Consider the following 22,694-nt stretch of genomic DNA (forward strand, 5'->3'; position numbering starts at 1 on the left):
CTTTTGCTCACTTATCCAGCACAAAGACCTTGATCCAAGCCTCGGCTTCCTTTATTATCCGGCGCTCTTTTGCGATGGGCTGTAAATTTACTGCCTGTCATTTGAATATTAAGTTACGTATGGTGTTTAGCTTCGGGCTGAATAGCGATACGGCCTTATGATGAGGTAATCCCATGAAACAAGGTATCCACCCAGAATACGCTGAAATTAAAGCAACATGTTCTTGCGGTAACGTAATGAATGTTCGTTCTACAATGGGTAAAGATATTAACCTAGACGTATGTTCTTCTTGTCACCCTTTCTACACTGGTAAGCAACGTAACGTTGATACTGGTGGCCGTGTTGATCGCTTCAAGAAGCGTTTTGGTGCACTTAGCAAGAAGTAAGTTCAACACGTTTGAACGTGACGAACAAGAAAAGCGCCTTTGGGCGCTTTTTTATTGTCTTTTGTTTATCTCAAAGCGCTTAGTACTTTCTTCTCAACGACTTACACCTGAACTCACCCCAAACGTTTCTAGTATTTCAGGCAAAGCACAAGGACTATTTGCGCACATCAATCAAACAAAAATAGAAATACTGAGTCGTGTTGTCCTAATGGTACAAGGGTTTTGATAAGTGCTTTTCCCAATCTCCTTGGCTTTGTTTATCGCATGCTTCCTCACTATCAAATCGTATTGAATTGGGTGTAGATTTTATGCTTTCTAAGGCTATGGTTACTTGCGTAATAAACGCCTCATCCCAGCCATCCGACAATGCATTATTGCGCTGACGCTCAGTGGTGAAAACAGCTACAACATCAGGCGAACGCCAATGTCCTTGGTGAGTGAGCCACATAAACCCATTGCCCTGGGTTTTCAAGGCTTCGCAAACATTAGTGAGTTCGTTGATTAATTTGCGCTCAGTCACTCTACTTCTCCTCTTATTGCGCAATTGGTGCTTAGTGCTTAGCTTATACCAATCCGCATATATACTTGTATTAACTGTTTGTTGACGAGATTTCTGTTATTTAGATTTCTGCGTAGTGGCAAAATAAAAATAGTAAAAGCATATGAAAATCATGTCGGGCATAAAAATTATGAATGATAAATATTGTGTTTACTTACTGGTCTAACAAGTTGTAGTCATCTACATTTACAATGTAGAAACACATAAAGTCACCGGTAGAAATTCTGATCAGATATGTACACTGTTATTGCCTGTGTTAGTGTAAATGATACTTGCTCCGTTTACACCAACACGGGCAGTTGTTATCCAGGGCATGCCCTAATTCCGGCGAACAAATAATACTAAAAACATAAAGCTGTTCGGCGATGACATTGGCTAACGTAAATTAAAAATATGGTTACATTGTCGCTAACCTCAAACTAGGCTGCGACACCAAAAACCCTACACTCAAGGAAACCATTTCACATGTCAGATTTTAGACAACGCGCGCTCGATTATCACGCTAAACCAACTCCAGGGAAAATACGGGTAGAACTATCAACGCCAGCAGATAGTGTTGATGACTTAGCCCTTGCCTACAGTCCTGGTGTCGCAGAGCCGGTAAGAGAGATAGCGGAAGACCCAGATAACGCCTATAAATATACGGCAAAAGGTAACATGGTAGCAGTAATTAGTAACGGTACTGCCATATTGGGTTTAGGTAATCTTGGCCCATTAGCATCAAAGCCAGTGATGGAAGGTAAAGCTTTGCTGTTCAAGCGCTTTGCCGGTATTGACGCTATTGATATAGAGGTAAAGCACCGCACTACTGAAGAGTTCATTAATACTGTCGCCAATATTGCAGATACATTCGGCGGTATAAACTTAGAAGATATAAAAGCCCCTGAATGCTTTGAAATAGAGCAAGAGCTTATTAAGCGATGCAAAATTCCCGTGTTTCACGACGACCAACACGGCACAGCAATAGTGACGGCTGCGGGTATGCTAAACGCATTAGAGATTCAGGGAAAAAATATCGAAAATGCAAAAATTGTGTGCCTCGGCGCTGGCGCCGCAGCAGTAGCATGTATGGAACTATTGATAAAGTGCGGTGCTCAGCGTGAGCGTATTTACATGCTTGATAGAAAGGGGGTAATTCATACCCGCCGCGATGACTTAACCGAACACAAATCATTATTTGCCAACAATACAGACAAACGTACCTTAGAAGATGTAATGCGCGGAGCAGATATTTTTGTAGGTGTGTCTGGCCCTGATCTTTTGCCTCCGGAAACTCTAGCGCTAATGGCTGATAACCCTATTGTGTTCGCTTGCTCGAACCCGGATCCAGAAATCAGACCCGACCTTGCTCATGAAGTACGTGATGATTTAATCATGGCAACTGGCCGTTCCGATTACCCAAATCAAGTTAACAACGTACTGTGCTTTCCGTTTATTTTTCGCGGAGCATTAGATGTGAGAGCAAGCGCAATAAACGACGAAATGAAAGTGGCTGCTGTAGAAGCAATTCGCGCCATTACAAAAGAAGAAGTTCCGCCTGAAGTACTAGCAGCAAGCAACAGCAAAAGCCTTAGCTTTGGCAAAGATTACATCATTCCTAAGCCTATGGACCCTCGACTTTGCGAGCGTATAGCCAGTGCAGTATCAAAAGCAGCCATTGAATCTGGTGTTGCGGGAATTTCGAAACCATCAGAAGAATAACCGAGAGTAAATATATTAAATACTCTCGATGAGAACGTCGCCCCGTTGTAAAGTTATACCGTTTGATGTGTCCCTGGGTATTACTTTACAGGTATTACTTTAAAACAGGGCGACGTTTTTTATTAGGTGTGAAAAGTGTTAAAAATTACTCTTCGGTGGGCTCATTTTCAAAGCTAGGATCAATGCCCATTTCTTCCATAATTCTTCTAGCTTCGGCAGGTACTCTATTAGCGTTATCTTTTCGAAGGTCATCATCGTTGGGGAGCGGTTGACCTGTAAACGCGTGTAAAAACGCTTCGCAGAGTAATTCTGAGTTAGTGGCGTGCCGCAAATTATTAATTTGACGACGGGTACGTTCATCCGTTAACGCTTTCAACACATTAATGGGTATAGAAACAGTGACTTTTTTTACCTGTTCGCTTTTTTTACCGTGCTCTGCGTAGGGGTGTATATACTTACCATTCCATTCTGCCATTGTACTAACTCGGTTTTATTTTAGTTGTGTTATAACGTGAAATTCTAAACAAGTTCACGAAAAGGTCAATTGAGCAGTGTAAACCTCTTGACGTCTAGACATATATTCTTTAATTTAGCCGTCTAAACGTCTATAAAAAGCTTATCAGAGAGAATTATACATGGTTTCTTACGCACAAGGCATTGATGCACTCAACCAGTCCTTATCGGAGCTGCGTGACATTGACGTCTCTTTTGAGTTTTTTCCTCCTAAAACGGAAGCCATGGAGCAAACATTATGGAAATCGGTAGAGCGGTTAGCGCCTCTCAAACCGAGTTACATGTCGGTTACCTATGGTGCAAACAGCGGCGAGCGCGATAGAACCCACGATGTAGTAAAGCGAATTCAGCAACAAACCGGGGTTTCTGCGGTTCCTCATTTAACTTGCGTTGATGCAAGCAGAGAAGAGCTTAAACAAATTGCGCAAGACTATTGGGATTCAGGTATTCGTCGCATTGTAGCGTTACGTGGGGACCTTCCTGCAGGTGTTGACACAACAGAGATGTATGCCTCTGACCTAGTGGCATTATTAAAAGATGTAGCCGACTTCGATATTTCTGTTGCTGCCTATCCCGAAAAACACCCAGAAGCTCCAAATGCGCAATTTGACCTTCTCAATTTGAAGCGTAAAGCAGAAGCAGGAGCTACAGAGGCTATTTCTCAGTTCTTCTTCGACACCAGTGTATTTTTGCGTTTTAGAGATCGCGCTGCCGCAGCAGGTGTTGATTTAGATTTAGTACCGGGTATTTTACCTGTGACAAATTATCAAACCCTGGTTAAATTTGCAGGCTTTACGAATGTTCACGTGCCTGGATGGCTTCACAAAATGTTCGACGGGCTAGACGCCGACGACCAGGCCACCCGCAACCTCATTGGAGCCAATATCGCTATGGATCAAGTTAAGGTATTAGCCAAAGAAGGCGTAAAGCATTTCCATTTTTATACCCTTAACCGAAGCGAACTGAGCTACGCTATTTGTCACATGTTAGGTGTGCGAGGCGACAATAAATAACCTTTGCTCATAACTGCGCTGGCAGTTACCATTTACTTCAGCAATAAAAATGAAGCGGTGACGTTAATGTCAGGAGAGCACGAGTGTATTTAGAGCGGGTTAAAGCCACTTATGAGAATATAAAGCCTCAAGCGAAAGATCTCTTCACCATATTTATCAATCGCTGCAAAGAAGACAATGTCACTATTTCTGCTGGGCACTTGGCCTATGTAACGCTGTTATCGCTAGTGCCCTTCATAATGGTTACCTTCACTATTATGTCGGCCTTTCCTGCTTTTGCATCAGTACGAAGCAAAATTGAATACTTTATTTTTAGCAACTTTGTTCCCACCGCCAGTGATGTAGTGCATCAGTACATGACTGATTTTGTCGGTAATGCCTCTGAAATGAGCGCTATAGGTATTTTGTCTCTGCTGGTTGTGGCACTAATGCTTATCTCAAATGTGGATAAGACACTCAACCGAATTTGGCGAACGAAAAGCGAAAGGCCGATAGTGTTTACCTTTGCTATTTACTGGATGGTAATCACATTAGGTCCTATTTTAATTGGCTCCAGCGTGATTGTAAGCACTTACCTTACTGGACTTGCAGCGTTTACTGAAGAATACACGCCAGGATTAGGTACGTTCGTATTAAGCTTAGTACCTAGCGGCGCAGCCATGCTTGCATTCACTATTTTATACACTATGGTGCCCAATAAGCAGGTTTATGCCCGCCACGCAGCTTGTGGGGCGTTGGTAGCTACTATTGCCTTTGAAATTACAAAATCAGGATTTGCACTTTACGTCACCAACTTCCCCTCTTACGAATTAATTTACGGCGCACTTGCTGTAGTGCCAATCTTATTTTTATGGGTATATTTGTCTTGGATTATTGTTCTCTTTGGCGCTGAATTCACCTGTAGCCTGGGCGAGGCATTTGAAAATCAAAGAGACCTCAACAAGGAAAAATACGTGTCATCTGATGAGGAAGAAGACGAGCAAAAAAGTCTTGCGCCATCTCATAATGACAGCACAAATAAATAAGGGAGCAAATTGCTCCCTTATTTCTAATCGTAACCTAAATGGTTACTTTCGCTTTTATTTAGCTAGTTTTTCATAGAAGCAATAAACGCATCAGACTCTGCAATTGCTGAATTCATCTGACTTAATAACTGAGCAACATTGTCTTCTATCGTTGACAGTTCACCTTGCAATGCACCAATTGCACTCGCGTTGAGGTTGTGCTTTAAATAAAGCACATTATCTTGCAGTGCATTTAAAACAGGAGGCATTTTACTTTCTGCTTTACGCATCGACTTCATCAAAGACGCGTAGCGTCTTTGAGTTTCTCGAAGTTTTGCTGCACTGTCTCGCTTCAATGAGCCGCTTTGGTATTTTTCAAGCTCTTCTTGCCACTCATCGAACAGCGCTTCGGCCACACTTTCTACTTTATCGATACGCGCTGTGACCTCTTCAGCTGCAGCTACGCTATCTTCATACTGCCCGTTTAGATTGTCGTAAACATCCTCAAGCTCACCGCCGTCAAACTCTACCGCCGCGCTAAACGCCTCTAACGCAGAACTAAATTGTTCTTGCGCGTCTTCCTGAGAATCTTTGGCGTTATCTACCCGGTCAACAAGTATATCGCGCTTTTCTACACCGACCTTTTCCCACGCAGCATAATAAGCTGACTGACACCCCGTTAGAGTGAGTGCAGCAACAAACGCTGTAGTTATTAGTCTCATACTGTTGCTCCACCTCTAAAGCGCGCTGCGCTGATGATGCTTATAAGATGCAAAATTGCACCTAGCGGCCAAAATACAATTGCCAACACTACGGTTGCCGCCAGTGCGTAACAAACCCCCACTGAAACAAAGTAAAATAGCGCTGCTAAAATTCGGCCTTGGACCAAATGTCCTAAACCGGGAATAAAAAAGTTACATATAGCGGCAATAACATTGCCACCCGATCCTTGACCTGCCATACAAACGTCCTCGCAATTATGATTATAATGTGATTAGCTAACGCTTGCGTAACACCTTTTTCCAAATTAGTTTCAACCGTTGTGCTTAACGCAACGTATAAGATGAGGCGCAAGGTGTTTACAAGCGACAGCATGCATAATAATAAACTAAACTAAAACAGGCACTCGCACAACGCGTAGAAATATAATGAAACGACTTTATCCGGATGTAACCAGCTACAACGACGGATTTATTGATGTAGGAAGCGGGCATTCCCTCTATTTTGAGCAAAGCGGAAACCCTGACGGAATTCCAGTACTCTTTATTCACGGTGGACCTGGCGCCGGTTTGCCGCCTAATTACAAAAGCTTCTTCGACAGTAACAAATACCGTATTATTGGATATGAACAACGTGGATGCGGGCGCTCTACGCCGCTTGCAGAAATAAGTAATAATGATACTTGGCTAAATGTAGATGATATCGAAATGCTTCGAAGCCATCTTGGCGTTCCTGAGATGCTGCTATTCGGTGGCTCTTGGGGCTCTACGCTTGCCCTACTTTATGCATTGAAATATACCGAACATGTTTCTGGTCTCATTTTACGCGGCGTTTTTCTTGCTCGACAGCAAGACAGAGAATGGTTCTTATCGCCCCAAGGGTGTGCCGCGCAGCTATTTCCAGAACATTATCGCAAGTTCACAAAAGATATCCCCCCACCGGTTACCGCCAATGCAGTTTGCGAGTATTACAGTGCTCAATTAAGCTCTAGCAACGAAGTTCTCAAACACGCAGCATTAAGACGCTGGTATCAGTGGGAAGAGCGTCTTTCACGGTTAAGCTTACCGCCGGGTGTTGGAGAGGCAAGCTGTCACTACCCCATGAATTTGGTAACGTGCCTAGCCACGCTAGAGTGTCACTTTTTATCAAATAAATGCTTTATTTCCGAAAACTACATTATTGATAATATCGAAAAGATAAATCATATCCCTGGAACAATTGTTCACGGTCGCTACGACATGATATGCAAAACAGAAGCTGCTGAAACACTCCATAAGGCGTGGGAACAAAGTGAGTTACAAATTGTGCCCGATGCAGGCCACAGCACATCTGAGCCCAGTATCGCCTATGCACTTTGCCGCGCGACCAGAGATATGTCTCGTTTTCTCAAGGAGCAAACTCAGTGATAGGACTTATTCAACGGGTGTCTGAGGCTAACGTAACTGTGGACGAGAAAGTCATCGGTGAAATAGGCCACGGTATGGTTGTACTGCTAGGCGTAGAAAAAGACGACGGCGACGCAGAAATAGAAAAGCTGGCGAACAAACTGTGTCGCTATAGAATGTTTTGCGACAGCGATGGAAAAATGAACCTCAATATCGAGCAAGTTGGTGGAGCTATGCTTGTTATCTCTCAATTCACTTTGGTTGCTGATACGCAAAAAGGCAATCGCCCTGGTTTTTCTCGCGGCGCATCCCCCTCCCACGGCAAAGACGTGTATTTGCGGTTCGTGAACACGCTCAAGAAAAAGGGGATGTCGGTACAAACGGGAGAGTTTGGCGCAGATATGAAAGTAGCATTGGTAAACGATGGACCAGTGACATTTCAGTTTCAAGTTTAGGTTTTTAAGCTTGTGCCTACTGCGCGGTTACGTTTAAATACAACTCGATTTTTAAAAAGGGCTGTTTATTGTGTATAAGGTTGTAACACCAAAAAGCGATGCAGAATTTGAAGCCTACTTTCATTTTCGATGGGAGCATTTGCGTCAACCTTGGAATTTTCCTCCTGGCTCAGAAAAAGACGAATACGAACAGGTTGCTGAGCATCGCATTATCACCAATAGAAAGAATGAAATTGTAGCCTGTGGCCGTGTGCATCTAAATACCGCTGAAGAAGCGCAAATACGCCACATAGCCGTTCGCAATGATCATATGCGAAAAGGGCTGGGTAAAATGGTGATGGTTGCGCTTGAGAACGTTGCTAAAGATCTTGGCGCTGTGCGAGCAGTGACTAATAGTCGCGAAATTTCTATCGACTTTTTTGCCTCCTGTGGTTTTGTTATCGAGCGAGAAGCACCCAACGAACTAGGTATGCTGAAACGTCAGCAAATGGTAAAGAAGTTTACTGAAAACAATACGCTAGTGCTTCATCCAAAATGGTGTCGTTCATTACAAGAAACTTGGTCTGAAACCATTCCCATCACAGAACATATGGGTATTAAGCTCTACCAATACACAGGAAGAACTCTTGAGACTCGTGCATCACTGAATAAGAATATTAATATTCACGGCACTATGTTCGCAGGCAGTATTTTCTCTTTGGCCACACTTACCGGCTGGGGACTTATTTATTTGCAGTTGAAAGAGCGTGGATTGAACGGCGATATTGTGCTGGGCGATGGCGATATTCATTACCACAAGCCTATCACCATGAAGCCTAGAGCAATTTGTAACATAGAAACATTGTCAGGCAAGTTTGCTCCCTTGCAAAAAGGGAAAAAAGCGCGTTTTGAATTAAGCGTGGCTATTTTGGACAACGATACTGCGGTGGCAGAATTTGAAGGGGTATTCTGGGTGCTCCCAGTGTCTGAGAACAGCGAATAAAGAGAACGAATAGAGAGTCTGCAAGACACTCTTAACTAGAACTCTAGACAACAAAAAAGCGCCGACTGGCGCTTTTTTGTTGTTTATCTGTCTGCATTAAAAACTTTAAGCTGCAACCATCGCCGCCTGTAGTTTTTTCATCGCGTTCTTTTCGATTTGACGAACGCGCTCTGCAGATACATCGTATTTATTCGCTAAGTCTTGCAGCGTAATTTTGTTATCTGCTAACCAGCGTGTTTCGATAATATCCTGACTACGCTCATCAAGGGTTTTTATCGCTGAATACAAACGCTTGCTTGCCGCAGTGTCCCAATCGTTATTGATAACGTCGGTTTCAACGTTGGCAGTTTTATCTTCTAAGAACTGAACCGGAGCAAAGTTACCTGTTTCGTCTTCATCGGCAGACAAATCGAATGCTTGGTCTTGACTGCTCATTCGAGCTTCCATTTGGAGAACTTCTTTTGTACTCACTCCAAGCTCGTCTGCTACTGTTTGTACTTCAGCATGCGTAAACCAACCCAAGCGTTTTTTCGCCTTGCGTAGGTTAAAGAAAAGCTTACGCTGTGCCTTAGTTGTTGCCACTTTCACGATGCGCCAATTTTTCAGAACGAACTCGTGAATTTCAGCTTTTATCCAATGAACAGCAAAAGAAACCAAGCGAACACCCACAGTAGGGTCGAAACGCTTCACTGCCTTCATCAGACCAATATTACCTTCTTGAATGAGATCAGCCTGCGGTAAGCCATACCCTGAATATGATTTTGCAATATGCACAACAAAGCGAAGGTGCGACATTACCAGCTTGCGCGCTGCTTGTAGATCTTCATCATCACGAAGACGCACTGCCAACTCGCGCTCTTCTTCGGCACTGAGCATATCAATGCGGCTTACAGCTTGAATGTAGCCTTCGATGCTACCGCTGTGTGGCACTGACATGGCCATAGATTGCAAATTGTTGCTCATTGTTCACCTCATCAAATGCGGCTCTGCACTTTACTTACAGAGCTGCGCGAGACCAAAATACTATAAAGAAGCCCGAACGATATGTTGGTATAAGGACGACTGCTACAATATCAAGACCTGTAGATCAAAAAAAAGTTCAAAACTTATCGCCCCACAACACCCTTAATAATAAAATATTTTCTTAAGGGGTTTCAACACTCATGTGGCGTTTTTAAGTGTGTACTGCTTAGTATACCGTAATTTAGCGCAAAACGTTTACTTTGGTCTCAACTATCTGTTGCTCAACGTTGATATTAAACATTGTGCACTTTTCAACTAGCATGTAGTCTATTCAGCATACAGGTGTAAGTGGGCAAATTGGAAGTTTCCTCGAGTTTTTACACCGAGAAAGAGCAACAGTACCAATTGCTGTAGGTAGTAAGAAGTTGCCAAGAAAGACAGTTCAAGGATAAACATGTTTGCATACGTTGCCAGACAGCCGATATTTGACGTAGACAGAGAAGTATTTGCCTACGAGTTACTTTTTCGTATAGGCGAAGATAATTGCTTCCCAGATATTCCGCCTGACGAGGCAACGTCAAAAATACTCACCTCTACTCATCTAAGTCTCGGAATTGAAGAAATAACCGGCGATAAAAAAGCCTTTATTAACTTTCATCGCGATACTCTTATGTTCCGCTTCCCCACTTCCCTTGACGCCAGCAAAGTCGTTATAGAGGTTGTTGAAACCGTTGATGTTGATGACGCTCTTATCGCAGCGTGCAAGCACATTCGTGGACTGGGCTATCCTATTGCACTTGATGATTACGATATGGATGGAAAATGGGAGGCTTTCATTCCTTTCACTAGTATTGTAAAGATTGATATCACTGAAATTGCTCACGAGGAAATCCCCGCTCTTGTCAAACGATTCAAATCAAACAAAATCAAATTGGTAGCGGAAAAAATTGAAACCTATGAGGAATTTCATACGTTCAAGGAGATGGGGTTTGATTATTTTCAAGGCTACTTCCTTGCTCGGCCTGAAATAGTTAGGCATAGAAAAATAGGGCCAAATAAACTCACTATGCTCGAGTTACTGTCATTGAGTAGCCAAGCAAACCTTAACTTAGCAAAAGTTCAAGCCATTGTTGAGCGCGATCCATCGTTAACTTACTTGCTTCTGCGTTTTATTAACAACCCAATGGTTAATAAGCGTCATAAAATAAATTCTCTGAAGCACGCACTCAACTTTATGGGCGAAGTAGAGGTTAAAAAGTTTATTTCACTGCTTGCTTTAGCAAACCTCAGTGACGGACAGCCCTCAGAATTAATGCAAATGGCTTTGGTGAGAGCAAAATTCTGTGAACTGGTTTACCTAGCGGTGAATAAACAAAAAAGTGCACATTCCGGCTTTTTAGTCGGCTTGCTGTCGCTACTCGACGCAATGATGGAACAACGAATAGAAGATGTTGTGAGCAAAGTCCCTCTCGATGATGATGTAAAAGACGCCTTATGCGGTCGACACAATGTACTCAGAGAGTGCTTGGTGCTGTCTACCCAGTTTGAGATTGCACGGTGGGCGAGTATAAAACAGTTTTCCGCAAAGCATGGGATAAGCCAATCGTTACTTCATAGCTATTACAATGAAGCTATAAAATGGGCAAAGCACTTGCACAACGCGGCGCTAGAAAAAACCTAACGCTTCAAGCAAATATAGATGTGTATTAAAAATGTACTGTAATCATTGTTTGTGTGAGGCCAATGTCATAATCTACCGGATAAAGCCCATTTTTGGTGGCAGTGAGACAGCATTGAATAAAGGTATTGTTTTACACGTCGATATCTTAGTGTAGTAAAAGATGGGTAGCAAAAGAACTGTAGTAAAAGATGGGTAGCAAAAAAGCAATTAGTCAATACACGAAAAAAAGCACAACAAAAGCTGTGTGTATCATCAGGAATTAAATATGTTCGCGTTTATCGCTCGTCAGCCTATTTTAGATAAAGAAAAAAGCGTATTTGCCTACGAGTTACTTTTCCGGGATGGAAAAGGTGGGGCGTACCCCGAGCATCAAGAAGAAAAGTCGAAGTTTATAGCCGATAACTTCCACCCTCTTGGTCTTGATGATATTAGCGGCGAGAAAACCTCATTTATCACATTTTCTACCGATACACTTGTTTCTCGATTTCCCACCAACCTCAATCCAGATTCCGTTGTCGTGGAGCTTGCCAACCCAGCTGACACAAGCAATGGCTTGTTTGAAGCTTGTCAGCACATTAAGCAGATGGGTTTCAAACTGGCAATAGACGATCCTATGATGATAGGTGCCGAACACGATATTTTTCCACTGATTGATATTGTAAAGGTAGACGTTTCAAAAGCTCGGTTTGATAACCGCCTTGAAAACATAGAGAAACACATTCCTCGTTATCATGACGAGAATAAAAAGTTAGTTGCCGAACAAGTTGACTCACAAGATCACTTCACGACATGTATCGACTTGGGCTTCGACTTTTTCCAAGGCTATTTTTTCTGCCAGCCAGAAGCGCGAATCTTAAGGCAATTGCCCGCGTCCAAAATGAATATTGTGGACCTAATGGCTGAAAGTGGAAAAGTTAACTTTGATATCGATAGAACGACACAAATTATTGAGCGGGATGCTACGTTAAGCTTTTTACTACTCAAATTTATCAATAATCCCACTATTAACAAGCGCTATAAAATTACATCGCTAAAACATGCACTTAATTATATGGGCGAAGTGGAAATAAAGAAATTTATTGCCCTGCTAAGCCTCACGCATATTGCCGATGACAAGCCGCTAGAAATCATCCACATGTCATTAGTTCGAGCAAAGTTCTTCGACCTATTAGCCGAACGAAGGGGCTTTAAGAATAATCCGCCCATCGCGTTTTTAGTCGGGCTGTTTTCGCTACTTGAGGGGTTATTAGATCAATCTATGAGCGATATTGTCAAACAACTGCCCTTAGCAGATGATGTGAACAACGCATTGTTAGGTAAGAATGCTGAACTCAATAACTATTCTGCGCTAGTGCGCGGATTTGAAAGTGCAATTTGGATGAATGTGATTAAACAAGCCAAGCTGCTCGATATAGATCAGAAGCAACTCCATATGCTTTACAACCAAGCAATTGTTTGGGGGAACGGTATTCGAAGCGCCATTTCCACCCATTTTCCAACGGCCAGTGCCCAGGGCTAACTATTACTTCGAACCGCTTCGCTATTGAGGCTCTATCTGCCTAACATGGCGCTGTACGGATATTAATGAACCTAGTAGCCCTAATAATACCGAGAGCCCTAACATGGTAAATAGTGCGCTTCCTGTGAGGCCTGTAATGTTGAACTCTTTTTGATACATTGCTGCAAAGGTTGCAATACTGCTGTCCATCCACCACAGAATGATAATAACGGCAAACCATGCCATTAAGCCGCCAAGCAACCCATACCAAAAGCCGGTATAGAGAAACGGTCGATGGATAAATGCATCTGTTGCTCCAACGAGCTTCATGACAACGATTTCGTCATTTTTGTTGAGGATATTAAGTCGAATGGTGTTCCCTATAATCAGTACCACTGCAATAAAAAGTAATACACCGATAAGCATAACTAAATCGCTCGCAATGGCTATCACCGCATATAAGCGCTCAAGCCACTCGATATCTAGCTTGCCAATATCGACTTCCCTTTGCTGCCTTAATTTATCTAGTAAAGCTCTTGCGGCACTTGGCGAACCATTCTTTTCAGTGGGAGTTACCAAAACCACATCGGGCAGCGGGTTCTTCTCTAAGTAAGCAATAGCATCGCCGAGCCCCGACAAGTGCTGGAATTCTTTTAATGCATCATCGGCAGGAATATAGACAACGCTCTCAATCTCTTGCCATGTGTTAAGCCGCGCTACTAACTGCTGTGAACGGTTAGCGCTAATATCTGGCTTTAAAAAAAGCGATATTTCAGACGCCTGATCCCAGCCTGCGGTAATTTTTTCTGTATTTTTCACCATGATGTAAAGGGTGCTCGGCAAAGTAATACTCAGCCCTAAAACCCCAATAGTCATTAGTGACGCTATTGGCTGTCGCCAAAGCTCCCCTAAACTCGAAAGTGCTTGCCTGACATGACTCACGAAGAACATGACAAACCCCTGCAAAACAGATACTTTTGAGGAAGAAGCCCCTTTAGCCCGACCTTTAAACAATATACTCATGAGCGTTCACCCTGTGATGTATACCCGCTATCACCGTCAGTAAGACCATCAGTGATCATTTGTCCGTTTTTCAACGTTAATGTGCGGTAACGCATACGGGCAATTAAGCCCAGATCGTGGGTAGCAATAAGCACGGAAACCCCAGCCTGATTAAAGTCTTCGAACAAGCGGATTATTTCCATGGACAGTTTGGGATCGAGGTTACCTGTAGGTTCATCAGCGAGTAGCAAAGGGGGTTTGTTCACCACGGCTCTCGCTATGCCCACTCTCTGCTGCTCACCGCCCGATAGCGTGATGGGTAAACTGCGGCTTTTGTCTCTGAGCCCGACCATTTCAAGAGCGGCATCTACGCGCTTGCGTATTTCTTTGTGCGTGTAGCCTTCGATAACCAGTGGCAAAGCGACATTGTCGGCAACGGTTTTATCCATAAGCAGCTGATGGCTTTGAAATATCATCCCGATATCTCGGCGTATAAACGCGATATCCCGGCGGCTTATTTTGTTGAGATCATGACCATTAATGAGCACACGCCCCACTGTAGGTCGTTCCATAATACTAATAAGTTTAAGCAGGGTACTTTTACCGGCCCCGGAATGACCGGTTAAAAACGCCATTTCGCCAGGGGCAATGTGAAAATTCACTTTGCTGAGCGCCCGCTGGCCGCCGGGATAGGTTTTGCTTACCTGCTCAAACTTTATCATTTTTACATCCTAAAACTTGAATACCCTAACTTGCTGGCGTATCTAGCTCGCTAAACAGGGCATCAATAAACTCTTCACCGTCAAACTGACGTAAGTCGTCAATTCCCTCGCCCACACCAATGTATCGAATTGGTATGCCGAATTGATCGGCTACAGAGAAAATCACGCCGCCTTTTGCTGTGCCATCTAACTTAGTTAACGTTATACCGGTTAAGCCTACAGCTTCGTTGAACAACTTGGCCTGACTGATTGCATTTTGGCCAGTTCCGGCATCTAGCGTTAACATAACTTCATGTGGCGCGTTAGGGTTGAGCTTTTTCATTACCCTAACCACTTTTTTCAGCTCTTCCATAAGGTTATCTTTATTTTGTAAACGCCCTGCGGTGTCCGCAATAAGAATATCAGAGCCTCTGGATTTTGCGGCTTCAAGGGCATCGTATAAAACCGACGCACTATCTGCCCCTGTATGCTGGGCAATAACGGGAATACTGTTACGCTCGCCCCATACTTGCAATTGCTCTACCGCAGCTGCACGGAAGGTGTCGCCCGCTGCTAACATGACTTTCTTGCCCTGTTGCTGAAACTGCTTGGCTAACTTGCCTATAGTGGTGGTTTTACCCACACCGTTTACGCCCACCATCAAAATAACAAATGGGCCCTCTTCGGCATTGTGCTTCTGTAACACGTCATTTAACGGCTCATTGACGTTAGCAAGCATTCCAGACATTTGCTGTTTTAGGATATCGAGCAGTGCCTCGGCATCTTTCAAGTCTTTTCGGGATGCACTTTCAGTAAGGTGATTGATAACTTTTTGCGTAGTGTCCATGCCTACATCAGCAACAAGCAGTTGAGTTTCTAAGTCTTCATACAGCTCATCATCAATGACTTTGCCTTTAAACAAACTAACAATACCGCTACCAATATTTTCTTTGGTTCGCGATAGGCTTTCTTTTAGTCGAGCAAATAGAGATTTCTTTTCTTTTGCTGGCTGTGGCTCTTCGGCGACGGTATCTTCAGCGCCGGTATTTGCAACAGTGTTCTCATCTTCAACACTGGCAGTGGAAGCTTCTTCAACAGGAGGGGGATTGCTGGACGGTGGTTGCACCTGTGACTTGTCTGCTTGTTTTTGCTCGCTATCTACAGCTTGATTTATGCTTTCACTCGCATCATCGTCAGCAGAAGAAAAGTCTAGCGGTGCCTGACTTTTTGCTGCGTCATCGTTTTCTGTTGGCTCTGCGGTTGCCTCGACAAAATCAGATTCACTGATACTTTCTGGAGCGGCAGTAACTGCACTATCGTTATTATTAGCGTCTTCAACAGTGCTTTCAACAGCGTCGACAATAGTATCGCGTATAGCTTCGTTACCATCTGTCGTCTCGGACGCTAAAGAGGGTACTTCCTCTTTTTGCTGCGGCGCTGTGGCTGTCTCTTCGCTAGCTGATTTTTCAGCCGAGACTGCCGCTTCTTCTGCAGAGTGCTCTTTCGCCTGCTGCTCTTTTTGTTTTTCCGCTTTTTTGTTCTTGCTGAACCAGCCAAAAAGTTTCGACATTGTTAGGACAAATCCTTATAAATTCTGAACAAATTCGGCTACACTTGCCGTCTAATCTATAACAGCATGATACCACTGTCAGTCACTATGAAGCGAGCCTCTCGCCCATCTAGGGCCATATCTTCTACAAAAAAACGTCAGCCTGCAAAAATTGACAGGAAAAAGAGAGGGCTAATTCGCATTATTAGCGGCCAGTGGCGTGGAAAACGACTCCCGGTACTTGATGCCGAGGGACTTAGGCCCACTACCGACAGAAACAAAGAAACCTTGTTCAACTGGCTGATGGCTTATGTTAACGATGCCCAGTGTTTAGACTGCTTTGCTGGGTCGGGAGGTTTAGGTTTGGAAGCCTTATCTCGCTATGCCAAACGGTGTGACTTCATAGAACTCGACAGGCAAGCCAGCGAGCAGTTGAGTAAAAATCTACAAACACTGAACGTAGCAAATTCAGACGTAGCATCGGTCCATCAAGGCGATGCTTTGAAGGTTATCAAACAGCTTACAGGCACGCAGTACGATATTGTTTTTATCGACCCGCCGTTTTATCAAGGTTTGGTAGAGCCTGTAGTCAGTGAAATAATCAACGCCAATATTGTGTCTAAAGGCAGCATGATTTACATCGAGCACGAAACCGAACTGACGTCACTGTCGCTCCCTAGCCACTGGCAGGTGGTTAAAGAGAAGCGAACAGGTTCTTTGGTATACATGCTTGTTGAAGTAGGCGAGTCAACCCCGCCAGAACAAGAAAGTGCCTAGCGTGTGCTGACCTAGCTTAAATCAAGGCCAATATTGGACATACCAGCTTCAAGAGCGAGCGCTCGCATCTCATCGGCGGCTTTTGCTGAAGATTTTGCTTGCTCAATATAATCTAGCATTTCGTTTTGCACTTCTACTTCAAACGCCATTAACGGGTGCTCCTTCACTGAGTCGTCATCGGCCTCCCCTGTGGCAAGTAAGTATGCCTCAACACTACCTTGAGATAGTTTGCTAATCACTACCGCACCTTGCGGGTCGTCACCTGCAACAAGGTTTAATAAGGAGGCAAGCCCAATGGCTGCATCAATGGCAGGATAAACACCGTAATTGTCGAACTCTTCCGTGTCTGGAGTAGCAAGCTCTACCTTTTCAAGCTGAACGGCAATATTGAATTTGCTTTTCGGTGACTTAAGCGTTTCCCAAACCAAGTTAAGGCAATTTCTTAGCGCGGCGGCATCGCCAGAATCGGTTACCTCACAAAATAGCGCATAGTTTGGTAGCATTCGCTCTAGTAGCGCTGCAGCAAAAGCAATAGCTTTAAAGCCTTCTAATGCTCTCACCCGACCAAATGTATTTAATTTTTGCTTTGCCATTTAAAGTGCTCCAGCGGCATGAATAAAGTATTTAGTAACACCATCAAGTAACATCTGAATGGCAATCATAACCAAGATCATACCCATTAATCGCTCCATGGCAACTAAACCACGCTCTCCCAATATTTTATGAAATACGTTCGAAAACATCAGAATAACAGCACTAATAGACCAAGACGCTGCTAGCGCAATAGACCAGTCGACCATGCGATCTGGCGACTGATTTGCTAACAGAATTAGCGCAGCAAGGGTTGAGGGCCCAGCTATCATGGGAATGGCAAGAGGAACGAGAAACGGTTCTTCGCCCACCGCAAGACCACTTGGGTTTCCCGAAGAAGGAAAAATCATTTTCAGTGCAATGAGAAACAGAATAATACCACCAGCAATGCTCACGGTTTCTTGTTCCACATTTAAGAAGTTGAGAACGGACTGACCACTAAATAAAAACAAGAATAAGATACCCAGAGCGAATAGAAGCTCGCGGATCAAAATAAACTGTCTTCGTTTAGGCTCTATAGACTTCAACACCGACATAAACACAGGCAAATTGCCCAAGGGATCCATGATCAGAAAAAGCATTACAGCAGCAGACCATGTATCCATGCCAGTTATCTCCGGTAGTTAAAGAAGCTAAAAAGGCTCTAAAGATGCTGAGATTGCGCCAAGCCTTGGTTAAACGTTGCAATGGTAAACTAACTGCGCGCGCTTAAAAATAGCTTATGTGATTTAACTACAAATTTGCTGCCCGCAGTTGTTTATAAAAATCATCTCTCCTTACATCGTATTACATACAAGTTATTGCGAAAGGCCTGTCAATAAACAGGTAAATGCTGAAACAAGTTTAGATAAAAAATTAGGCATTTATTTCTAGTCTGACTATGCTAGATAAACCATGGCTAAAAATTTAGCTAGCAGCGAAAATACACAATAAAAACAGCATACGGAATAGAAACAATGAGCTTGATGACAGTGAACGAAGTTGCCGCTTTTCTCGGCGTTCAAGATGTAAGAGTGGAACGTTTGGAAAGAGAGAGCCTTCTGATATCAAAAGAAAAGGACACCGACGGTAAACCGCTTTTTGACAGTGCCGATGTTGAACGTTACAAAACTCTTGCAGAGCGATTAGGCGGCATCTGATACATTCAAGCTTTTTCAAATGAAAAGGGAACGTAGTTGTCACGTTCCCTTACTGCTTTGTCTTTAACTTGGTAAACCTATGCTCTACGCACTGTAGTTGTGTAAAAGCCGTGCAATTGAGCGTATTCCTTTCGCAGTAGCACCTACTGGCATTTCAGCAGTGGCACCGCCGTGGTATGCCGCGGCCAAATCTAAGTGTATCCACCCCTCTGGCTTCACAAAGCGAGACAAAAACCCTGCGGCATTAGACGCCCCACCACCACCGCCGCCTTTCATCGGGCGACTGTTGGCCGTATCGGCAAATGCTGACGGACAGCGATCGGCGTGGAATGGTTCTAGTGGTAAGCGCCAGAAGCGCTCATTTTCTGCATTAGCAGCATCCATCATTTGCTGTGTGGCAGAGTCGTCCATTGAAAAAACTGCGTGATAATCTGAGCCTAAAGCTACCATAGCCGCCCCTGTCAGTGTTGCAGCATCGATAATCAGTGGTGCTCCGGTGTCTGTCGCTGCCATAAGACCATCGGCTAACACAAGGCGTCCTTCTGCATCGGTGTTAACCACTTCAACAGTCACGCCATTTTTATAAGTAAGCACATCCCCCAACTTGTATGCGTGACCGCTAATTAAGTTCTCTGCGCAGCACAGAATAAGCTGAACTCGCTTTTCTATTCCTTGGGTTATTGCTAGGCCTAAAGCCCCTGTAACCGTGGCAGCACCGCCCATATCACATTTCATATCAAGCATGCCTTCACTTGATTTTATGCTGTAGCCGCCGCTGTCAAAGGTAATACCTTTACCAACAAGAACAGCATCGACTGCGGCGTCGCTGTTACCTGTTGGGTTATAGTCAAGCACTAACATTGCAGGAGGTCGTTCGCTTCCGCGGCCGACGTTGTAAATGCCTACCCAGCCTTGCTCTTTGAGTTCCTCTCCCACTGTCATGGTGTAGCTTACGTTTTCTTTACCCAATGATTTAAGCCAGTCGGCTGCGCGCTGGGCTAGTGTTTCCGGGCTCAAATCTTCAGGCGTATCGTTTACCAATTGTCTGGTGAACAATAGTGCCGCATATTCTTGCTCTAACGCCGCTTTATCGTCGTTGTTTGCCCAAGAGATACTGGCTGGGTTTCTGGCTCGTGTGAAACTTAGCGCAAAAGCCCACTGCTGCTCTTTGCTCCATTCGCCTGTTAGCGCAACATGAGGTAAACCCAAGCCATCTAGTTTTCTTGCCGCTTGTTGGATGGTGCGCTCGTTAACGCCATCGTCGGGAAGGTGAATAACAGCCCCCGACTCTACGAAAGAAAGTTTTGCATTGTCTCCCCATGCGGCTGTCGCTGAGGTTTTAGAAAGACTAACGGTAAATTCTGCCATTATGTTTTAATCCTTATATACTGTTGTTCGCTTTCATTATGCTGGGCAATCGGCTTTTTCGTTAGTAATCTTACCAGCCGGTAATGCTTACAACACTTTTGTTCTCTCAATGTAAGGAGAATCATGAATTTTTCACAACCGCTTATACGCGGTACGCTGATAAAACGGTACAAACGTTTTCTTGCAGACGTCGAGCTTGCGGACGGCCAGATTGTCACTGCCCACTGCCCTAACACTGGGGGAATGACAGGATGCGCTGAGCCAGGTTATACCGTTTTTCTAAGTGAGTCTGATAACCCGAAACGTAAATTAAAATATACTTGGGAAGTGGCGAAAACATTCGACGACCACTTTATCGGAATTAATACCCACAATGCTAATAAGTTGGTGGCAGAAGCTCTGAATAACAAGGTGATTGAGGAATTTTCTGACTTATCAGGCTGGAAAGCAGAAGTAACACCCCCTACAGCGAATAGTCGATTTGATTTTGCGATAACTCGAAACGACACCACCGGAAACAGCGAAGTGGAATATGTAGAGGTCAAATCTGTCACTCTGGCCGATGGCCCACGAGGATATTTTCCTGATGCTGTAACCCAGAGAGGCGCCAAGCATTGTTTGGAACTGGCACGCTTAGCCGATGAGGGAATTAGCACCTCGTTGCTGTTTTGTGTACAACATACCGCCATAGCGTCTGTCAGTATTGCCAAGCATATTGATCCGCACTACGCTGAAAGCGTAAAGATAGCCGCTCGTGCAGGTGTAAAAATACTGGCGATGGGCTGCGTGATTAATGAACAAAAAATCGAGATAAATCAATCACTCCCTATTATTTTATAAAAAATAGGTTGATTTTTTTCATTTCGGCTTCATATTTGCGCCTTGTTTTGGTGGGAGAACGCACTAATGCGTTTGCTGGTAGCCAAGCTGGCTAATCGTAAAAAGAGATACCAGCATAATAATTACATAGACACAATTGATTGCCTGAGGTTGTCGAGTCTGATATAGATATCGGTCAATTGGGACAAATTGGATGTCGTAGTGTAGGAGATGTGGCACATGCCAACAGGAAAAGAAACAAAATCCCTAGGACTATTAGCGCTGGCGGGGCTACAGCCTTATCAGCCTAAAGCAGACGAAGAGTACATGGGCGACCCCCAAATGGAACACTTTCGTCTTTTGCTAAGAGCGTGGCGTAACCAACTTCGCGAAGAGGTTGACCGCACCGTAACGCACATGAAAGATGAGGCAGCGAACTTCCCTGATCCCGTCGACCGTGCAGCACAAGAAGAAGAGTTCAGTTTGGAACTTCGCACGCGAGACCGCGAGCGCAAGCTAATAAAGAAAATTGAAAAAACGCTTAAGCGTATTGAAGAAGACGATTTTGGTTTCTGCGACCAATGCGGTATCGAAATTGGTATTCGTCGTCTTGAAGCCCGCCCTACAGCCGACTTATGTATCGACTGTAAGACAATGGCTGAAATTAAAGAAAAGCAGCTTCAAGGCTGATTTTTATCACCTTGAATCTATCGATGTTTGTGTCGATTTGCTTGTCAATTAAAAAGCCTCGCCACGGTATGGTGGGGCTTTTTAGTATTCCACGTGTACGCACACGCCATAAGCCCTGTTGCCGCTTACCTTCTTGCGCTTCTTTATTTATAATCCCGAAGCATGCTTAACCCGCAATCGATGTCGCCTACTGATGCAAAATACACAGGTCGCTTTGCTCCCTCCCCATCGGGTCAGCTTCATTTTGGCTCATTAGTCACCGCACTAGCAAGCTACCTGGATGCTAAGCATCACTGCGGAGAATGGCTGGTAAGAATGGAGGATATCGACGAACCCAGATGCATAGCTGGAACCGACCGCGAAATATTAATGAGTTTAGAAGCCCACGGATTGAAATGGGACGGTACAGTAATGTATCAGAGCCAGCAGCACGAACGTTATCAGCAGGTTCTCAACTCACTATTAGATGACCAGCGAGCTTATTATTGCAGCTGCACGCGGAAAATGATTACGGCAATGGGCGGTATTTATAACGGGCAATGTCGCGACAAAAATCTTGTTCCCGCCGAGCACGAACTCGCAGTGCGCTTAAAGCTTGATGGTCAGCTTTTACCTTCCACCGATGTAATTATGGAGGACATTGCGCTCTCGCCTCGTCCTTCAGAAGATGTGGTGATAAAACGCAGAGACCAGCTTTTCTCTTATAATTTAGTGGTTATACTCGATGACGCTTATCAAGGGGTGACGCATATTATTAGAGGCTGCGACTTAATAGAGGTTACCCCTCTTCATTTAAGTATGTATGAGGCGTTAGGATTTACTGCACCTCAGTATGGACATGTTCCCGTAGCAGCAGTCGCGCCAGGAAGAAAGTTAAGCAAGCAGAATCACGCTAGCCCTATTAATAACGCCAGAGCGTTAGAAAATATTGTAGCGGCACTTCAATTTTTAGGGTTCTGCGATGTTAAAACACGAGACTTCGATTCGGTAGACGCACTTTTGTCTTACGCTATTTCGATATGGGATAGGAAAAAAGTAGTGAAAACGCCCGAAATTATTGTTCCTCAGCATGAATCCACTTATTATAGCCATCCTTAATATTTTGCGGAGATATCGCCATCATTCATCGTGTTTTCAAATCTGTTAAGCGTGCATTCTCAAAGGATGCCTCGTCTGACAACACATTAAAACCTCGAAT

General features: G+C 44.1%; 25 protein-coding genes. 14 read left to right on the forward strand and 11 right to left on the reverse strand.

Translation table 11 applies throughout. The annotated features are described in order from the left end of the window. The first annotated feature begins 173 nt into the window (after positions 1 to 173). On the forward strand, positions 174 to 386 hold the full coding sequence (rpmE, locus tag GTW09_RS05760) for a 50S ribosomal protein L31 (RefSeq protein WP_071980771.1): 213 nt from the start codon (positions 174 to 176) through the stop codon (positions 384 to 386). A gap of 205 nt (positions 387 to 591) precedes the next feature. On the opposite strand, the gene GTW09_RS05765 is transcribed toward rpmE, so the two are convergent. Further along, a complete protein-coding gene (locus GTW09_RS05765; protein WP_163110803.1) occupies positions 592 to 906 on the reverse strand; it encodes a hypothetical protein in 315 nt (104 codons plus the stop codon). Between the two features lie 504 nt (positions 907 to 1,410). Here GTW09_RS05765 and GTW09_RS05770 point away from each other — a divergent pair. Beyond that, positions 1,411 to 2,646 carry a malic enzyme-like NAD(P)-binding protein gene (locus tag GTW09_RS05770; protein ID WP_163110805.1) on the forward strand — a complete coding sequence of 412 codons (1,236 nt, stop codon included), beginning with the start codon at positions 1,411 to 1,413 and terminating at the stop codon, positions 2,644 to 2,646. Positions 2,647 to 2,791: 145 nt separating this feature from the next. Here GTW09_RS05770 and metJ read toward each other — a convergent pair whose 3' ends face one another. Further along, positions 2,792 to 3,121 (reverse strand): met regulon transcriptional regulator MetJ, encoded by a 330-nt coding sequence (gene metJ, locus GTW09_RS05775; protein WP_071980774.1) that lies wholly within the window; start codon positions 3,119 to 3,121, stop codon positions 2,792 to 2,794. Between the two features lie 160 nt (positions 3,122 to 3,281). Here metJ and metF point away from each other — a divergent pair, with 160 nt between their 5' ends. Next, on the forward strand, positions 3,282 to 4,172 hold the full coding sequence (metF, locus tag GTW09_RS05780; RefSeq protein ID WP_071980775.1) for a methylenetetrahydrofolate reductase: 891 nt from the start codon (positions 3,282 to 3,284) through the stop codon (positions 4,170 to 4,172). 83 nt (positions 4,173 to 4,255) lie between these two features. Continuing rightward, positions 4,256 to 5,197, forward strand: a complete 942-nt coding sequence (locus GTW09_RS05785; protein ID WP_163110807.1) for a virulence factor BrkB family protein — start codon at positions 4,256 to 4,258, stop codon at positions 5,195 to 5,197. A 62-nt stretch (positions 5,198 to 5,259) separates the two neighbouring features. Here the strand turns inward: GTW09_RS05785 and GTW09_RS05790 are convergent, their stop codons facing one another. Both GTW09_RS05790 and GTW09_RS05795 read right to left on the reverse strand, forming a co-directional pair. After that, entirely contained in the window at positions 5,260 to 5,898 is a 639-nt protein-coding gene (locus GTW09_RS05790; RefSeq protein WP_071980777.1) for a DUF2959 domain-containing protein, read from the reverse strand. Then, positions 5,895 to 6,137 carry a hypothetical protein gene (locus tag GTW09_RS05795; RefSeq protein ID WP_071980778.1) on the reverse strand — a complete coding sequence of 81 codons (243 nt, stop codon included), beginning with the start codon at positions 6,135 to 6,137 and terminating at the stop codon, positions 5,895 to 5,897. Before GTW09_RS05795 ends, GTW09_RS05790 begins: the two co-directional genes overlap by 4 nt. Before the next feature lie 187 nt (positions 6,138 to 6,324). On the opposite strand from GTW09_RS05795, the gene pip reads away from it, so the two are divergent. From pip to GTW09_RS05810, 3 genes are all read left to right on the forward strand, one after another. Beyond that, the gene (pip, locus tag GTW09_RS05800; RefSeq protein ID WP_163110809.1) at positions 6,325 to 7,302 is read left to right on the forward strand and encodes a prolyl aminopeptidase; all 978 of its coding nucleotides are present in this window, start codon (positions 6,325 to 6,327) and stop codon (positions 7,300 to 7,302) included. Continuing rightward, complete coding sequence (gene dtd / locus GTW09_RS05805; RefSeq protein WP_163110811.1) at positions 7,299 to 7,736, forward strand: D-aminoacyl-tRNA deacylase; 438 nt, start codon at positions 7,299 to 7,301, stop codon at positions 7,734 to 7,736. The genes pip and dtd overlap by 4 nt, the downstream gene beginning before the upstream one ends. Before the next feature lie 70 nt (positions 7,737 to 7,806). Then, positions 7,807 to 8,718: a bifunctional GNAT family N-acetyltransferase/hotdog fold thioesterase gene (locus GTW09_RS05810; protein ID WP_071980781.1), complete on the forward strand. Its 912-nt coding sequence runs from the start codon at positions 7,807 to 7,809 to the stop codon at positions 8,716 to 8,718. 105 nt (positions 8,719 to 8,823) lie between these two features. Here the strand turns inward: GTW09_RS05810 and rpoH are convergent, their stop codons facing one another. Then, positions 8,824 to 9,681 (reverse strand): RNA polymerase sigma factor RpoH, encoded by an 858-nt coding sequence (gene rpoH / locus GTW09_RS05815; RefSeq protein WP_071980782.1) that lies wholly within the window; start codon positions 9,679 to 9,681, stop codon positions 8,824 to 8,826. 454 nt (positions 9,682 to 10,135) lie between these two features. On the opposite strand from rpoH, the gene GTW09_RS05820 reads away from it, so the two are divergent. Both GTW09_RS05820 and GTW09_RS05825 read left to right on the forward strand, forming a co-directional pair. Then, positions 10,136 to 11,362, forward strand: coding sequence for an EAL and HDOD domain-containing protein (locus tag GTW09_RS05820; RefSeq protein WP_163110813.1), 1,227 nt, complete (start codon positions 10,136 to 10,138; stop codon positions 11,360 to 11,362). 265 nt (positions 11,363 to 11,627) lie between these two features. Further along, on the forward strand, positions 11,628 to 12,881 hold the full coding sequence (locus GTW09_RS05825) for an EAL and HDOD domain-containing protein (RefSeq protein WP_163110815.1): 1,254 nt from the start codon (positions 11,628 to 11,630) through the stop codon (positions 12,879 to 12,881). 21 nt (positions 12,882 to 12,902) lie between these two features. Here the strand turns inward: GTW09_RS05825 and ftsX are convergent, their stop codons facing one another. The 3 genes from ftsX to ftsY are packed head-to-tail and all read right to left on the reverse strand — an operon-like array spanning position 12,903 to position 16,133. Continuing rightward, a complete protein-coding gene (gene ftsX / locus GTW09_RS05830; protein WP_163110817.1) occupies positions 12,903 to 13,883 on the reverse strand; it encodes a permease-like cell division protein FtsX in 981 nt (326 codons plus the stop codon). Beyond that, positions 13,880 to 14,584, reverse strand: coding sequence for a cell division ATP-binding protein FtsE (ftsE, locus tag GTW09_RS05835; RefSeq protein WP_071980786.1), 705 nt, complete (start codon positions 14,582 to 14,584; stop codon positions 13,880 to 13,882). Before ftsE ends, ftsX begins: the two co-directional genes overlap by 4 nt. Before the next feature lie 25 nt (positions 14,585 to 14,609). Further along, positions 14,610 to 16,133, reverse strand: a complete 1,524-nt coding sequence (gene ftsY, locus GTW09_RS05840; protein WP_163110819.1) for a signal recognition particle-docking protein FtsY — start codon at positions 16,131 to 16,133, stop codon at positions 14,610 to 14,612. A 66-nt stretch (positions 16,134 to 16,199) separates the two neighbouring features. Here ftsY and rsmD point away from each other — a divergent pair, with 66 nt between their 5' ends. Beyond that, the gene (gene rsmD / locus GTW09_RS05845) at positions 16,200 to 16,889 is read left to right on the forward strand and encodes a 16S rRNA (guanine(966)-N(2))-methyltransferase RsmD (RefSeq protein WP_163110821.1); all 690 of its coding nucleotides are present in this window, start codon (positions 16,200 to 16,202) and stop codon (positions 16,887 to 16,889) included. Between the two features lie 11 nt (positions 16,890 to 16,900). Here the strand turns inward: rsmD and GTW09_RS05850 are convergent, their stop codons facing one another. Both GTW09_RS05850 and GTW09_RS05855 read right to left on the reverse strand, forming a co-directional pair. Continuing rightward, on the reverse strand, positions 16,901 to 17,482 hold the full coding sequence (locus GTW09_RS05850; protein ID WP_071980789.1) for a YjaG family protein: 582 nt from the start codon (positions 17,480 to 17,482) through the stop codon (positions 16,901 to 16,903). Beyond that, the gene (locus GTW09_RS05855; RefSeq protein WP_071980790.1) at positions 17,483 to 18,085 is read right to left on the reverse strand and encodes a YhgN family NAAT transporter; all 603 of its coding nucleotides are present in this window, start codon (positions 18,083 to 18,085) and stop codon (positions 17,483 to 17,485) included. It abuts the gene before it with no gap. A gap of 351 nt (positions 18,086 to 18,436) precedes the next feature. Here GTW09_RS05855 and GTW09_RS05860 point away from each other — a divergent pair, with 351 nt between their 5' ends. Next, on the forward strand, positions 18,437 to 18,619 hold the full coding sequence (locus GTW09_RS05860) for a helix-turn-helix domain-containing protein (protein WP_071980791.1): 183 nt from the start codon (positions 18,437 to 18,439) through the stop codon (positions 18,617 to 18,619). Positions 18,620 to 18,703: 84 nt separating this feature from the next. Here the strand turns inward: GTW09_RS05860 and pepB are convergent, their stop codons facing one another. Next, entirely contained in the window at positions 18,704 to 19,987 is a 1,284-nt protein-coding gene (pepB, locus tag GTW09_RS05865) for an aminopeptidase PepB (RefSeq protein WP_163110823.1), read from the reverse strand. A gap of 123 nt (positions 19,988 to 20,110) precedes the next feature. On the opposite strand from pepB, the gene sfsA reads away from it, so the two are divergent. The 3 genes from sfsA (at position 20,111) to gluQRS (ending at position 22,594) form a co-directional block, all read left to right on the forward strand. Further along, a complete protein-coding gene (sfsA, locus tag GTW09_RS05870) occupies positions 20,111 to 20,827 on the forward strand; it encodes a DNA/RNA nuclease SfsA (RefSeq protein WP_163110825.1) in 717 nt (238 codons plus the stop codon). A 219-nt stretch (positions 20,828 to 21,046) separates the two neighbouring features. Further along, positions 21,047 to 21,496 (forward strand): RNA polymerase-binding protein DksA, encoded by a 450-nt coding sequence (gene dksA, locus GTW09_RS05875; RefSeq protein WP_032094966.1) that lies wholly within the window; start codon positions 21,047 to 21,049, stop codon positions 21,494 to 21,496. 162 nt (positions 21,497 to 21,658) lie between these two features. Further along, positions 21,659 to 22,594 carry a tRNA glutamyl-Q(34) synthetase GluQRS gene (gene gluQRS / locus GTW09_RS05880; RefSeq protein WP_239059295.1) on the forward strand — a complete coding sequence of 312 codons (936 nt, stop codon included), beginning with the start codon at positions 21,659 to 21,661 and terminating at the stop codon, positions 22,592 to 22,594. Positions 22,595 to 22,694: the final 100 nt, after the last annotated feature.

This window comes from Alteromonas hispanica, assembly GCF_010500915.1.
Lineage (GTDB): Bacteria > Pseudomonadota > Gammaproteobacteria > Enterobacterales > Alteromonadaceae > Alteromonas > Alteromonas hispanica.

Bases quoted from the DNA above. Each gene is read 5' to 3' on its own strand.
- rpmE (WP_071980771.1), top strand. From the start codon at position 174: ATGAAACAAGGTATCCACCCAGAATACGCTGAAATTAAAGCAACATGT.
- GTW09_RS05770 (WP_163110805.1), top strand. From the start codon at position 1,411: ATGTCAGATTTTAGACAACGCGCGCTCGATTATCACGCTAAACCAACT.
- metJ (WP_071980774.1), bottom strand. From the start codon at position 3,121: ATGGCAGAATGGAATGGTAAGTATATACACCCCTACGCAGAGCACGGT.
- metF (WP_071980775.1), top strand. From the start codon at position 3,282: ATGGTTTCTTACGCACAAGGCATTGATGCACTCAACCAGTCCTTATCG.
- GTW09_RS05790 (WP_071980777.1), bottom strand. From the start codon at position 5,898: ATGAGACTAATAACTACAGCGTTTGTTGCTGCACTCACTCTAACGGGG.
- GTW09_RS05795 (WP_071980778.1), bottom strand. From the start codon at position 6,137: ATGGCAGGTCAAGGATCGGGTGGCAATGTTATTGCCGCTATATGTAAC.
- pip (WP_163110809.1), top strand. From the start codon at position 6,325: ATGAAACGACTTTATCCGGATGTAACCAGCTACAACGACGGATTTATT.
- rpoH (WP_071980782.1), bottom strand. From the start codon at position 9,681: ATGAGCAACAATTTGCAATCTATGGCCATGTCAGTGCCACACAGCGGT.
- GTW09_RS05820 (WP_163110813.1), top strand. From the start codon at position 10,136: ATGTTTGCATACGTTGCCAGACAGCCGATATTTGACGTAGACAGAGAA.
- GTW09_RS05825 (WP_163110815.1), top strand. From the start codon at position 11,628: ATGTTCGCGTTTATCGCTCGTCAGCCTATTTTAGATAAAGAAAAAAGC.
- ftsX (WP_163110817.1), bottom strand. From the start codon at position 13,883: ATGAGTATATTGTTTAAAGGTCGGGCTAAAGGGGCTTCTTCCTCAAAA.
- ftsE (WP_071980786.1), bottom strand. From the start codon at position 14,584: ATGATAAAGTTTGAGCAGGTAAGCAAAACCTATCCCGGCGGCCAGCGG.
- ftsY (WP_163110819.1), bottom strand. From the start codon at position 16,133: ATGTCGAAACTTTTTGGCTGGTTCAGCAAGAACAAAAAAGCGGAAAAA.
- rsmD (WP_163110821.1), top strand. From the start codon at position 16,200: ATGATACCACTGTCAGTCACTATGAAGCGAGCCTCTCGCCCATCTAGG.
- GTW09_RS05850 (WP_071980789.1), bottom strand. From the start codon at position 17,482: ATGGCAAAGCAAAAATTAAATACATTTGGTCGGGTGAGAGCATTAGAA.
- GTW09_RS05855 (WP_071980790.1), bottom strand. From the start codon at position 18,085: ATGGATACATGGTCTGCTGCTGTAATGCTTTTTCTGATCATGGATCCC.
- GTW09_RS05860 (WP_071980791.1), top strand. From the start codon at position 18,437: ATGAGCTTGATGACAGTGAACGAAGTTGCCGCTTTTCTCGGCGTTCAA.
- pepB (WP_163110823.1), bottom strand. From the start codon at position 19,987: ATGGCAGAATTTACCGTTAGTCTTTCTAAAACCTCAGCGACAGCCGCA.
- sfsA (WP_163110825.1), top strand. From the start codon at position 20,111: ATGAATTTTTCACAACCGCTTATACGCGGTACGCTGATAAAACGGTAC.
- dksA (WP_032094966.1), top strand. From the start codon at position 21,047: ATGCCAACAGGAAAAGAAACAAAATCCCTAGGACTATTAGCGCTGGCG.
- gluQRS (WP_239059295.1), top strand. From the start codon at position 21,659: ATGCTTAACCCGCAATCGATGTCGCCTACTGATGCAAAATACACAGGT.